The 13,423-nt window shown below is 45.3% G+C and carries 11 protein-coding genes; 4 read left to right on the top strand and 7 right to left on the bottom strand.

The features are described 5' to 3' along the window. The first annotated feature begins 318 nt into the window (after positions 1-318). Positions 319-1,134: an N-acetylmuramic acid 6-phosphate etherase gene (gene murQ, locus ABZD21_RS14465; RefSeq protein WP_372775771.1), complete on the top strand. Its 816-nt coding sequence runs from the start codon at positions 319-321 to the stop codon at positions 1,132-1,134. 55 nt (positions 1,135-1,189) lie between these two features. On the opposite strand, the gene deoC is transcribed toward murQ, so the two are convergent. The 3 genes from deoC to dtd are packed head-to-tail and all read right to left on the bottom strand — an operon-like array spanning position 1,190 to position 2,897. Then, positions 1,190-2,017: a deoxyribose-phosphate aldolase gene (gene deoC / locus ABZD21_RS14460; protein ID WP_372775770.1), complete on the bottom strand. Its 828-nt coding sequence runs from the start codon at positions 2,015-2,017 to the stop codon at positions 1,190-1,192. A 4-nt stretch (positions 2,018-2,021) separates the two neighbouring features. Then, complete coding sequence (locus tag ABZD21_RS14455; RefSeq protein WP_372775769.1) at positions 2,022-2,381, bottom strand: nucleotide pyrophosphohydrolase; 360 nt, start codon at positions 2,379-2,381, stop codon at positions 2,022-2,024. Between the two features lie 60 nt (positions 2,382-2,441). Next, positions 2,442-2,897, bottom strand: a complete 456-nt coding sequence (gene dtd, locus ABZD21_RS14450) for a D-aminoacyl-tRNA deacylase (protein WP_372775768.1) — start codon at positions 2,895-2,897, stop codon at positions 2,442-2,444. A 276-nt stretch (positions 2,898-3,173) separates the two neighbouring features. Between dtd and ABZD21_RS14445 the strand changes: the two genes are divergently transcribed. After that, on the top strand, positions 3,174-5,570 hold the full coding sequence (locus ABZD21_RS14445) for a TonB-dependent receptor domain-containing protein (protein ID WP_372775767.1): 2,397 nt from the start codon (positions 3,174-3,176) through the stop codon (positions 5,568-5,570). Positions 5,571-5,657: 87 nt separating this feature from the next. After that, positions 5,658-6,641: a lipoate--protein ligase gene (locus tag ABZD21_RS14440; protein WP_372775766.1), complete on the top strand. Its 984-nt coding sequence runs from the start codon at positions 5,658-5,660 to the stop codon at positions 6,639-6,641. Between the two features lie 118 nt (positions 6,642-6,759). Here ABZD21_RS14440 and ABZD21_RS14435 read toward each other — a convergent pair whose 3' ends face one another. The 4 genes from ABZD21_RS14435 to ABZD21_RS14420 all read right to left on the bottom strand — a co-directional run bounded on the left by ABZD21_RS14435 (position 6,760) and on the right by ABZD21_RS14420 (position 11,670). Then, entirely contained in the window at positions 6,760-8,319 is a 1,560-nt protein-coding gene (locus ABZD21_RS14435) for a carboxypeptidase-like regulatory domain-containing protein (RefSeq protein WP_372775765.1), read from the bottom strand. Next, positions 8,319-9,887, bottom strand: a complete 1,569-nt coding sequence (locus ABZD21_RS14430; RefSeq protein WP_372775764.1) for an aspartyl protease family protein — start codon at positions 9,885-9,887, stop codon at positions 8,319-8,321. The genes ABZD21_RS14435 and ABZD21_RS14430 overlap by 1 nt, the downstream gene beginning before the upstream one ends. A gap of 156 nt (positions 9,888-10,043) precedes the next feature. Further along, complete coding sequence (locus tag ABZD21_RS14425) at positions 10,044-11,048, bottom strand: FecR family protein (protein ID WP_372775763.1); 1,005 nt, start codon at positions 11,046-11,048, stop codon at positions 10,044-10,046. A gap of 40 nt (positions 11,049-11,088) precedes the next feature. Next, positions 11,089-11,670, bottom strand: coding sequence for an RNA polymerase sigma-70 factor (locus tag ABZD21_RS14420; RefSeq protein ID WP_372775762.1), 582 nt, complete (start codon positions 11,668-11,670; stop codon positions 11,089-11,091). 125 nt (positions 11,671-11,795) lie between these two features. Here ABZD21_RS14420 and ABZD21_RS14415 point away from each other — a divergent pair, with 125 nt between their 5' ends. Continuing rightward, positions 11,796-13,169, top strand: a complete 1,374-nt coding sequence (locus tag ABZD21_RS14415; RefSeq protein WP_372775761.1) for an MFS transporter — start codon at positions 11,796-11,798, stop codon at positions 13,167-13,169. Positions 13,170-13,423 lie beyond the last annotated feature (254 nt).

Below are 13,423 nucleotides of genomic sequence, written 5' to 3'. Positions count from 1 at the left end.
CTGCCGGCTATTACCAAATGTACCACTTTTCGACCGTAAAGCAGGCTTCCAAACGCTTTTTTTTCAACCTCTTCCAGAACGCTGTCCTTTAGTGAAATAAGTGTAACAACCGATGGGATCGCGATTCGAAATCAAGAGCCATAAAGAAATGACAGCCGGGAAAACTGCACAGTTTAAATATCAAATTACGGGATGCTGAACTTTAAACCGCCTAACATGAGTTAGAACTAAAAAAATTATCTTTGACAGGGTCGAATAACCCAGGATTCCGATTGATCTCCATTCGGTGAGTATTCAACACAGAAAAAAAGAAAGCTTATGGCTGACGAGAGCATTACAGAATCAGAATCGAGTTACAACAATCTCGAGAATATGTCGGTGCGCCAACTGCTCGACAGCATCCACGAGGAAGACCGGAAAGTACTGCCGGCTGTACAGAAAGCGATCCCCCAGATTGAAAAGCTGGTCATTCAAATTGCTGAGCGGGTGATGCAGGGCGGACGCTTGTTTTATGTTGGTGCAGGAACCAGCGGGCGTCTGGGAATACTGGATGCATCGGAAATTCCCCCGACTTTTGGTGTCGATTACGGTGTGGTTGTTGGCCTGATTGCCGGAGGAGATCGTGCGATTCGAAAAGCAGTGGAAGCAGCTGAAGATAATGCTGAATTGGGCTGGCAGGACCTGCTCGAGCATCAAATCAACAAACTGGACACGGTGATTGGCATTGCGGCCTCGGGCCGGACGCCCTATGTGATTGGCGCGGTTCGGAAATCGCGTGAGATGGGAATTTTAACTGCCTGCATCACGAACAATCCCGCAAGTGAATTAGCCCGACAAGTTGAATTTCCGATTGAAGTGATTGTTGGTCCCGAGTTTGTTTCGGGCAGCACACGGATGAAATCGGGCACTTCACAAAAGTTGATTCTGAATATGATTACAACCACCCTAATGATCAAACTTGGACGGGTGAAAGGCAACCGGATGGTGAACATGCAGCTGACCAACCAAAAACTGATTGAGCGTGGAACCCGGATGATTATGCACGAATTGGGACTCGACGAAGCCAAATCGCGGGAATTATTATTAGTCCACGGGTCGGTAAAAAAAGTGCTTGAAACCTACAAACCCGAGTAAAAAAAAGGGCGTCAATTTCATGTTATCGACACCCTTTCAATTTTCTATTCCAGAATTAGAAGTATTTTATTTCTTCGCCCAAAAAGTCACTTAATAAATTATTAGCCAAGCGACTTGCACCTATGCGGAACAAGCCGGGATTTAGCCATTCGTTGCCTAAAATTTCTTTTACAATGGTGAGATACAAAATCGCATCTTCGGTAGTTACAATACCACCTGCGGGTTTAAAACCAACCTGCCGACCTGTTTTCATCCAGAAGTCCTTAATCGCGTGACACATGATAATAGCAGCTTCGGGAGTTGCGGCAGGACTCATTTTCCCGGTTGATGTTTTGATAAAATCTGCTCCGGCTTCCATTGACAACATGGCTGCATGGTGAATTTTCTCGGGCTCGGCCAATGCTCCGGTTTCTATAATCACTTTCAGATGGGCTTCTCCAATCGCTTCTTTTATCGTCGCAATCTCTTCCTGACAAACCAATTTATTCCCTTCCAGGAAAGCCCAGATCGGCAGTACAATGTCAATCTCGTCGGCTCCTAATTCAACAGCCATAACTGCCTCTTTCACTTTCATCTCAATAAATGTCATACTTGCCGGAAATCCACCGGCCACAGAGGCAATCTTCACTTCTTCAACTTTCAGCACTTCCTTTACCGAACGCACCATATTGGGATGAACACAAATAGCCGCGACATTCTGCAACGTTGGGTAGTCATTCGCAAAATCGTTAACCCGCTTGGTAAACGATCGTACATGACTAACAGTATCGGTACAGTTTAGGGTTGTAAGATCGATACAGGAGAATGCCAGTTGTTGCATCTCAGTGTTGTTATTATTTTCGGCTTTTGCTTTCAAAGCAGCCAGTTCAGCCTGAATTGTCATCGCTTTATGATTTAAGTTTCGAATTATTTTGATGGCGGGTTTTATCCCGTTCTGTTTTCTTTTCCATATTTTTTAAGAAAGCCTCATTCAGATCAATCCCGGTTTGATTCGCTAAACAAATCAGCACCCAAAGCACATCGGCCATTTCATCGCCTAAATCCTTTCCCAAGTCTTCCTTTTTAAACGACTGATCGCCATAGGTTCGCGCCATAATCCGGGCCAACTCCCCTACTTCTTCAGTTAAAATCGCCAAATTGGTCAACTCGCTAAAATAACGTACACCAATGGTTTTAATCCATTGATCAACTAACTGTTGTGCTTCCGGAATACTTACCGGTCTATTCTCATTCTGTTTTTCTGCCATTGAGTCGCTTATTTATACGCAGTGAAGGAGTCCTAGTTTATATTAACCACTCTGAAAGTCCTAAAAATCTTTATTTTGCGAATCGATGATGATTGTCACCGGCCCATCATTGTTTAAACTCACCTGCATGTCGGCACCAAACTCACCGCTGCCAACCGGTTTGCCCAACTTGAATTCCATTTCGGCCAAAAACTTTTCGTACATCGGAATGGCAAACCCGGGTTTCGAGGCTCGGATATACGATGGCCGATTTCCTTTTTTGGTGCTGGCATGCAAGGTAAACTGACTCACAACCAACGCATCGCCGCCAACGTCCTCAATCGATTTATTCATCACACCCTGCTCATCGGCAAAAATACGTAGCTGGCAAATTTTCTTCACAAGCCAATCAATATCCTCATCCGTATCCACATCCTCAATGCCCAGCAAAATCAATAATCCCCGATCGATAGCCGATTTAACCTTACCGCCAATACTAACTGACGCCGATGAAACGCGCTGAATAACTACTCGCATATGTATTTAACAAATTTTGATAAATGGAAATGCGTACCCTTTTTCGCATCAACTGATTCGACCAGCGGATTAAGCTTTTCATTTTCAGCAATCGACACAGATACACACAAAATAAAGTCCAGGCATCCGAACAAGCTCCGGTTGGTTTTGTTTAAGAATCCAACTGCCATTCTGAACAAAATCGTAAATTCGAATGCAGAAACAAAGATAGCGATCCATTGCAAAGTGGCTCGGCTTTCGGAAAGATGACACCGTTAAAAAAGCTAAATTGAAGAGATGAAAAGTCGTTTTATATTGAAAATCAAGGTTCTTTTCGGACTTTTAGTTGCACCAATTTTACTCATGGCACAACAGGGCAGCATCCAGGGACGGGTTTACGACCGAACCAATAATCAGAATTTGCCGTTTGCCAATGTTTTAGTTTCGGGGACTACGATAGGTACAGTAGCTTCAGAGGAAGGCTCTTTCCGCATTTCGGGTTTAAAGCCGGGCTTTGTCCGGATCGAAGTTTCACTGATTGGGTTCAACAATGCCATTTCTTCGGAAATTGAAATTAGCAAAGCCAAAACAGCTTTTGTTGAAATTGGCATGGAGCGCAGTAATACCGAATTGGACGAAATTACGGTGTCAGCATCGCCTTTTCGCAAAACCGAAGAAAGTCCGCTGTCGCTGAAAACCATTAGTCTGTCGGAAATAGAAAGCAGTCCGGGAGCCAACCGCGACATCTCGAAGGTGATTCAGTCATTCGCGGGGGTACAATCAACGCCCTCATTCCGGAACGATATCATAGTTCGGGGAGGAGGCCCTTCTGAAAGTCGTTTCTACCTCGACGATGTTGAAGTGCCCAACATCAACCATTTTGCCACACAGGGAGCATCGGGCGGTCCGGTAGGCATCATCAATGCCGACTTGCTGCGCGAGGTGAATTATTACTCCGGAGCTTTTCCGGCCAACCACAGCAATGCACTAAGCGGCGTGTTCGAGTTTTCACTGGTTGATGGCAATCGCGAAAAATTTCGAGGCCAGGCATCGCTCGGCGCATCGGAAATCAGCGCCACGATTGATGGCCCGATTGGTGACAAAACAAGCTACATTTTCTCCGTTCGCCGATCATACTTGCAGTTTCTTTTCGGATTGCTGGAGATCCCCTTTTTGCCCACTTTTAACGATGTTCAGTTTAAGGTGAAAACCCGAATCGACCGCCAAAACGAAATCTCTTTCATCGGTCTGGGAGCCTACGATATTTCGGAACTCAACACCGACATTGAAGATCCGGATGATCAGCAAAAATATATTCTGGCTTCGCTGCCCACCAATAAACAATGGAGCTACACGCTGGGAGCCGTTTACAAACATTATAATGAGAATGGCTATCAAACAATCGTGCTGAGCCGAAATCACCTAACTAATGAGGCAGAAAAATACCTCGATAATGACGAAAGTTCGGAGGACAACAAAACATTGGATTACCGTTCGCAGGAAGTCGAAAACAAAATCCGTTACGAAAATTCAATGCGGGCAGGACGTGCAAAAATTAACTTTGGTGGCAACGTTGATTTTGTACACTACACCAACCAGACAGCGCAAACCCGCTATTACAACAACACGCCAATTCAGGTCGATTTTGACAGCTCGCTGGATTTTGTGAAATGGGGTCTTTTCGGACAAGCCAGCCATACGTTTATCGACGATCGACTTAGCCTGAGCTTCGGCCTGCGATTAGATGCCAACAACTATTCCAGCGACATGCGATCGCCCTTCGAGCAGGTTTCGCCGCGTTTTTCGGCTTCGTGGAAACTCAACCCCTCCTGGAGCATCAACTTTAACACCGGCCGCTATTTTCAGCTCCCTCCATACACTGCTTTGGGATACCAGGAAAACGGGGAATATATCAACAAACAAAATGGACTGAAATACATTCAGGCCGACCATTTCATTGCCGGAATCTCTTATCAACCCAAAGGCAACCTGTTTTTTAGTGTCGAAGGATTTTTGAAGAATTACGAAGACTACCCCTTCTCGATCAACGATTCGATTAGCCTTGCAAACCTGGGCGCCGACTTTGGCGTGGTAGGCAACGAAGCAGTGAGCTCAATATCGGAAGGGCAAGCCTATGGCGCTGAATTGCAAAGCCGCATTGCTGTTCCGGGAGACTTCAACTTCAACTTATCGTACACCTTTGTTCGAAGTGAATTTGAAGACCGATACGGAAAACTCGTTCCTTCGAGCTGGGACAGCCGCCACGTATTGGTTGTTACTTCAACTAAAAAGCTGAAACGGAACTGGCAAATTGGCGGTCGATGGCGCTTTGTGGGTGGCCTGCCCTACACACCCTACGACATGGATCGGTCGACACTGATTGAAGCATGGAACGCGAACAACGGCCCGTATTACGACACCGACAACTGGAATACAAAGCGATTTAAAGCGTTTCACCAACTCGACCTTCGGATCGACAAAGCATATTATCTGAACAAAATGACGGCAAAGTTCTACATCGACATTCAGAATTTCTACAATTTCAAAAACCAGGATCAGGACATTTTAGTTCGTGAGGAAGATGCCAACGGGCAGTTTATCACCACCGACGGCGGAACCCGTTACCAATTGAAAAGTGTAAAAAACGATTCGGGAACGGTTTTACCGACCATCGGAATCATCCTTCAGTTTTAAATTGAAACGATTTTATGCGCAAAGATTATCTTTGTACGCTAATTTCATTCTTCGGCACACGAAGAACCCATATTTAGATTTTTTTGAATGACTGTACGTTGCTACCATCTGAACAATCCGGACCCCTATTTCAATCTGGCTACGGAAGAATATTTGCTAAAGAATTTTGAGGACGACATTTTCATGCTGTGGAGCAGCGAAAGCTCCATTGTTGTGGGGAAACACCAAAATGCGCTGGCCGAAATAAACCATCAATATGTGCGCGAAAACGGCATCAAAGTTGCCCGACGGCTATCGGGGGGTGGAACCGTTTTTCACGATCCGGGCAACCTCAACTTTACCTTTATGCGTACAGTGGAACGTATTGATGAGGTGAACTACAAGATCTTTCTGCAACCAGTAAAAGAAGCGCTCGAAAAACTCGGATTGGAAATTACCAGCAGCAAACGTGACGACTTGGTGCTCGACGGGAAAAAGATATCGGGCAACGCCCAGCATGTCTTCCGGAAGCGCGTACTGCATCATGGCACCCTCCTATTCAACAGCCAGTTAGCGCGCCTGAAAAATGCTTTAAAAGTCGATTTGTCGCGCTTCGAAGACAAAGCAGTGCAATCGAACCGGAGCGTTGTCACCAACATTGCCGACTACCTGAAACGACAGATGACGGTTGATGAATTCAGCCTTTTCATGTTTGAAACAATCGCCCAAAGCTTTCCCAATTTTCAGTATGCCCAATTAAGCGATGCAGACAATGCTGTGATCCAACTGCTGCGGGACGAAAAATATTGTCAGTGGGATTGGATTTACGGCTACTCACCCAAGTACACCTATCGCAACCGGGTTCGGTTTTCGGATGGCGAATTGCAGGTGATGCTACAAATTGAAAAAGGCAAGATCAAGCATTCGGAATGGATTGGCAATATTTCGAACGAGCTGATGTTCAAGCTTACTGAAATTCTGAGAGATAAAAACCATGCGCTTGAGAGCCTGCAACCTGCCTTCGAATTGCTAAAAGCAGATTTGGAAAAAGAAGGACTTGATAGGGAAAGCCTGCTGACACAGCTACTATAAATCAGCTCTTTAGCCTTTTCTGATGTTGCAGAGGAGCATTCAACAACCACTCCCTGAAACCCCGGACAGACCAGCAAAAACGGTGGGGAGGATTGCTGAAAAAATACCCGAACGAGTACTAATAGAGCGAATCATCCGATTCATTCACTTCAGACATTGGGTTTTCGAAAGGTTCAACACCAAGCGATTTTATGGCTTTCCGCAGCTCGTCGGTTGGTTGAATGATATTAAAGTTTCCCCAAAACGAAGGGTCGTAGCTGGTAATTTTTTCCGCGAAAATATCGGAAGCCAGCAACTGTCCGTCTTTGGGAAACCGTCGCAAACGGGTGGATTCATGGCTGGTAACCAGCAAGTCCGACACACTGTGAAAGACTGAATTCACCTGATCGTGACGGCTCCTCACCCGAAAGCTAACCGATGACTGCGCCGTGCTCAAATACCAGACTCCATTGTTTTGCCGGTAGCTCACCTGGTAATCCAGATTCAGTGCCCGAACGCTGAAGCCCTTTGGCTTCTTTCGAATCAGTTGATCTCGTGCCATCCGAATTCCGTTTTTCGACAAGCTGAACGCCGCATGCACCAACGCAAAGGTTTCCTGATCGATAAACAAACTCCCCTCGTAGGTCAGAAAATCAGGCCGCCCAATGGGCTCAAAATGGATAACATAGGCTGGCCGTCCTAGATAGTCGATCATATTGCCGGCTTCATATTTATAACTCCCCCGGTAGCTTTCATCTAAAAACGTATCCATGGTTTTCACCACATCCAACTGCATCGTATAAAATGGTCCGCCCTGCATTTTGAAGTCGACCCATTGAAATTTCTCTACATCGGGGCTTTTTCGTCCTTTCAGATATCGGATTTTGTCGCTGCGTAAAGGCAGATTGTAGGGAGCCTTGAGCATTTGAATCACAGCTTCAGAAACATTTATGTAGTCGCCATCCTGACTAAGAACTTCGCGGTAAAAAGCTGTGGCAAGGCGCGATTCGTTTGGATAATTGATTTCAGTATGATCCAGAAATTGGTCGAGTACCCAAAGTGGCTTGATAGCCCGAACTTTAATTTCAGCCAACCGAATATTAATTGGTTGCAGCCAAATGGCGAGATCGTCAGAATTAAGCGAATCGGGCTGCAACAACAGCCGGCTGTAACCCATGCACGAAACAACCAATTGTTCGGATTTGTATTTGGGCGGAATCTTCAACTCAAAATAGCCTTGCGCATTGGTAATTGTGCCGTACGATTGATTGTGGATTGAAATACTTGCAAACGGAACAGGCTCCTGAAAATCGCGATCCCAAACCGTTCCGCGAACAAGTTTGAAAGGCTCTTTCTCTGTCAATTCTTCACCATTCGTTGTTTTTAGAAGAAGGACGACTTGATTGCCCATTTCCTGAAAAACAAACTCCCGCCCAAGTAAATCATTTAATACAGATTGCAACTCCTGATTTTCGCAGACGAGACTGACAGGCTGCCCGGTGTCCAACAAACTCGGATCGTATGAAAAATTGACACCCGCTTTTTCAGCAATCGCTTCAAGCACAAGCTCGAATTCGATTCCTTCAACATTGAGACTTATCGTTTTCGACAAAAAAGAAGCTTCTTCATCCTGTGCCACCACCGCAAGGGCAACAAAGAAAAGGACTAAGAAGCTAACTATTTGCCGGTATTTCCGCATTAAAATACTTTCTCCAGATAAAAGGTCGTTTCAATTTCCTGCCCGTCGCGAAGAACGGTCATGTCAATTTTCCGATCTTCTTTGCTCATCAGGATCAAATTTATATCATTTAAAGATAAACTCTGGTGATGTGTCTTATTTAATGACAAGATTTGGTCATTCGCCATCAGTCCGGCTCGTTTTCCCGGCGAATCGTCGCGCACGATATCGATGGTGAATACCGACATTCCAGGAAACGGATTCGATATTTCGAGTCCACTCATGTTGTAATTGAACTCATCTTTTACTTTAGATGTAGGCCGAAGTTTGATCTGATTGTTTGGATAGTCGATTGTGACATAAAACCGACGAAGGATCTCGGCTCCCAGAGTACCATTTCGGTCGTCGCGAATAATTTGTTCAACCAGTTCAGCATCGGGAAACGACACAATTGGTTCGTACAAAATGAGCGGGCCAACCCATATTCCGCCAATACGCGCTTTTTTCCCGAACAAATCGCCATTCAAGCCCCTCCCGAGGAACGTTTCAATATGATTGACGGGCAAACCAATCCGGCTGTCAGAGCTGGTCGAAAGCCAGATCGCGTCGCTGGCTCCGGTATCGAACAAAAGCTTCACCGGCACGTGTTCATTTTTATCGGTTACTATCGTGGTCCTTACGTACGGCTTATTGCTTTCAAAGTGAATAGGCATCACAATGTCCCGATTGTAAACCCGATCGCGATAGTATTCGGGCTTTATCACTGTGAGTTTAAGGTTATCGTAGTCGACTTCAACCACAAAATCCTTAAACAGGTTGAAGCCAATCAAACCATGGACAGGTAGTCCAAGGATTTGCGAAATCTGAAAGTGTTCGCTGATGACCATCTGAACTTCCTGATTATACGAAATAAGCCCTTCACCAATTTTCATTGTGTTGTTACCCGAGCGATAAGCTGTCATTCCTTCACCCTCACCTAAACCGGAAATTTTAACCGGCTGCATATAATTCAGGTTCAACTTATTAACATAGGGCAACTCCGTAATAATCGGGAACCGCACTCCGGTGTCGAGAATAAAATTCAGGGTGTCGGAATCGTTAATAATTACCGGGATGATAATCAGGTTGCTTGCTGTTTTAAAATCAACGGTCAGACTTCTGGCACGCTTGTTTAAAAACTCGAAACGGTTTTTTCCGGGCACCAGCTTCTCCCGTCGCTCATAATCGAGCGATTCTTTTAACGGAACATAATCGCGAACCACCAGGATATTGTCTTCAATTTCAAAAATAAGGTAATAGTCCTTCATCAACTTATCGAGCACATAACGTACTGGTTTATTCGAAATATTCAGGTTTACCTGCTTTCCTTCAACCAGTTTGGCATTGTAAGAATAGTCGAGATTGAAATATTCGCAAATACGCTGAATGACATTGGAGAGCGATTCCTCCTCGGCAACAATACTGATATTCTGGTCGAGCAGCGACTTCCGAACCTTGTTTTCCTGAGCAAAAGCTGTAACCGAAGCAAGCACCAGCAAAACCGCGACCAGCATTCCAATCCATTTTCCAACTCTATTTTTCGTTTTCATCGGTTTTTGTTTTTCATGTTTTCCAAGTGCAACTTTTCGTATCGATAGCATTTCTCAGCTAAAAGCATCAACGGATGAGCCCCTCCGTGTGTTCGTTTTAAAACCATCGGGAATCGCGTTCAAGGCTCGTTTTCATCACCCTTCGGTTTTCTGTTTCTACTTTTTCTTCAGCAAATAATTTGTTTCATCGGTTTTATCAATTTCCAGGCTGTGGGTCATGGCAATCACCTGAAGAATAAAGCCAACCGGGCGTTCGTCGAACCGGGCGGTCAGCAACAGCTGTTCCATCTCCGAATCAACTGTCGCGATCTGTACCCGATACACCGTGTTCAATTGTTGTATGACGTCTTTAAGGCTTGTTTTATTAAAAATGAAGGAGTGGGTTTTCCAGGCCAGAAAATTCGGCTCGTCATTTTGGCTTCGCTGAAATTGCAACGCCCCATCGCTCAACACCCCTTTTTCGCCCGGAGACAGGATCACCTCCAGTTCATTGGCAAACGATTCATTGGAACTTACCTGAACCCGACCGGTTTCCACCACCACTGACACCTCTTTGTTCGCCGAATAAGCATTGACGTTGAAAGAGGTTCCCAGAACCTGAATATCGGCTTTACCGGCATGGATCAGAAAGGGTTGATCAGGATTGGGCTGCACCTCGAAAAAGCCTTCACCATCGAGCGTTACCTCCCTGAGGCTGTGGTCAAATTCATCCGGATACGATAGCTGACTTCCATGATTCAGGGTCACCACCGACCCATCGGCCAACACTATTTTGGTCAATCCAAAATCATCAACCAAAGCACTGTCCACCGGAGCATGCATCCAGCCGCGGCTTTCGGCTATCCAATAAACCGATGAGCCCAGCAACAGGGCCAATACCAAAACGGCAGCAATTCGGCTCCAAAAAGTATTCAGCTTGATTTTTGAGTTGCTTGATTTTTGGTGGATCACCTTTTTCAGCGCAGGATAGTCCTGTGTAGACGAATATTTTTGTTGAGCCAAATACAGATCGACTTTCCGAACTGTATCCTGAATGTCATTCAACTCATCATTGTCCCACTCCGGGTCAAAAGCAGTTGAGTTGTTGGCCGGATCGCTGTCAAATAATCTTTTGGCTAATGCGCTCCAGCTCTCGTCGGTATGTTTTTTATTTGTTCCCATTTGCCCTCATGACAAGGAACTACCGGAAACACCCTGAAGGTTAGGGAAAATATTTTTGAAAAAAACCCACTCCAATTAGCAAATGGCGATAATCTTTTAGCTGTTCCCGCAAGTGTTTTAACGCCAGTCCCATTTGTGTTTCCACTGTTTTTACCGATATTCCGAGCTGCCCTGCAATTTCCCGATAGCTCAATCCTTCTTGCCGGCTCAACTTATAAATTTCTTTTCGTTTGGGAGGAAGAGCCTCAATGCCCGCCTCAATTTTTCGGAGTAAATCAACCTCTAAAACGAACTGATCGGCCTGAGTTGATCGTTCATCCGGCACCAGCTGATCGATATATTTTTGGGCTACTTTTTGATGCTTGATCCAGTTAATTGATTCGTTCTTCACAGCCCGAAACAAATAACTTTTTACCGACGAATGAATTTGAACCTGCTGCCGCTTCTCCCAAAGTCTCACAAAAACCTCTTGCACGAGCTCTCTGGTTTTTTGCTCGTCGTGCAACATTTGGTCGGCAAAAACACACAAGGCAGCATAGTAGCGATGAAACAACTCGCCAAAAGCCAGCTCGTCGTCCGACATCACTTTCGAAAACAATTCACGGTCGGTCAATGCATTCATTTTATCGGGAGAAAGGTGGTACAACCCAAAGATGGCTCAAAAGCATGAAATAGAAGCTGATGTTACCATATTTTTCAACATCATCAAAATGCTATCTTTGCGCCAATCCTGAAAAATTTAATTTGATGAACACACAAATTCCTGACACAAAATTTAGCCGCGCCTTTTGGGTAGCCAACTCGGTTGAGCTGCTGGAGCGACTGGCTTACTACGCAATTTTCATTGTAATTACCATTTACTTGTCCAATGTTTGGGGCTTTTCCGATATCGAAGCCGGAGCTATTTCGGGTGTTTTCTCGGGAACACTTTACCTGCTGCCAACCTTTCTGGGCGCATATGCTGATAAAATTGGATTCCGGACGGCCATTCTGATCGCCTTCTCGTTGCTAACGATTGGTTATGCCGGGCTGGGCTTGCTGCCAACCATGCTAGAAAGCGCCGGGCTGGTGAGCTATGGCATGGACACGGTATTCAACGGCCTAAACACAAGCCCGCTTCGTTGGACAATTGTTCCGGTGATGGTGCTGATTGTGATCGGCGGATCATTTATCAAGTCGGTAATATCGGGCACTGTAGCCCGCGAAACCACCTCCGAAACAAGAGCCCGTGGCTATGCCATCTTCTACATGATGGTAAACATTGGCGCTTTTATTGGTAAAACTGTTGTTGATCCGCTTCGCAAAAGCATGGGAGACCTGGGGCTGGTTTACCTCAACTTTTTCGCGGCCACGATGACCGGCATCGCACTGATTGCTGTGTTCTTCCTTTATAAATCGACCCAAACTGAGGGTGAAGGAAAAACGATTCGCGAACTGGCACAAGCGCTGGTAAAAGTATTGTCCAACGTTCGGCTGGTGGTTCTAATCCTAATTATTAGTGGCTTCTGGATGATTCAAAGCCAGATGTATGCCACCATGCCCAAATACGTGATCCGAATGATTGGCGAGAGCGCCTCTCCCGGTTGGTACGCCAACGTAAATCCGCTGGTGGTGTTTGTTCTGGTGAATTTCATTACAACGCTGATGAAAAAGCAAACTGCTCTGCGCTCGATGACGATTGGCATGCTCATCATTCCCTTGTCGGCTCTGGTCATGTCGCTCGGAAGTATTATTGGCAAGGAAACAATTCTGGGATTGCATCCGGTTGCTTTTATGATGATTGTTGGAATTGCGATGCAGGCAATTGCCGAGTGTTTTATCTCTCCCCGATACCTGGAATATTTTTCACTGCAATCGCCTAAAGGTGAAGAGGGCCTTTATTTGGGATTCAGCCATCTGCACTCGTTTATATCGTACATTTTAGCTTTTGGCCTTGGTGGTTACCTTTTGGACAAATATTGCCCCGACCCCAGATTATTCGATTCTGCTGAAGCCTACGCCGAAGCAACATCGCATGCTCATTACATCTGGTTCGTGTTTGTTGGGATTGGTCTGGTTTCGGCCATCGCCCTGCTTATATACGGTAGGATTGTGAAAAAATCGGACGCTCAAACGACCTAAAACCGAGCAATCAAATACGAATGACTAAAAAAAGACGGGGTAAAACGGAGAATCGACAAACATTCAATTTATTGATTTTCATTTAAGTAAATCAACTGTCGTTTCACCAACCGATAAAAACACAAAAGTTTTTTACTGAATTGCTTTGAGCGAAAGATTTTTCCACTATTTTTGCATCGCTAATTCAGGCCCGGGTGGCGGAATTGGTAGACGCGCTGGATTCAAAATCCAGTTTTGGTAACAAAGTGCGGGTT

Source organism: Mangrovibacterium sp., assembly GCF_041596335.1.
Lineage (GTDB): Bacteria > Bacteroidota > Bacteroidia > Bacteroidales > Prolixibacteraceae > Mangrovibacterium.
Note: the sequence above shows the minus strand (reverse complement) of the source record. Positions and strands in the feature narration are given on the sequence as shown.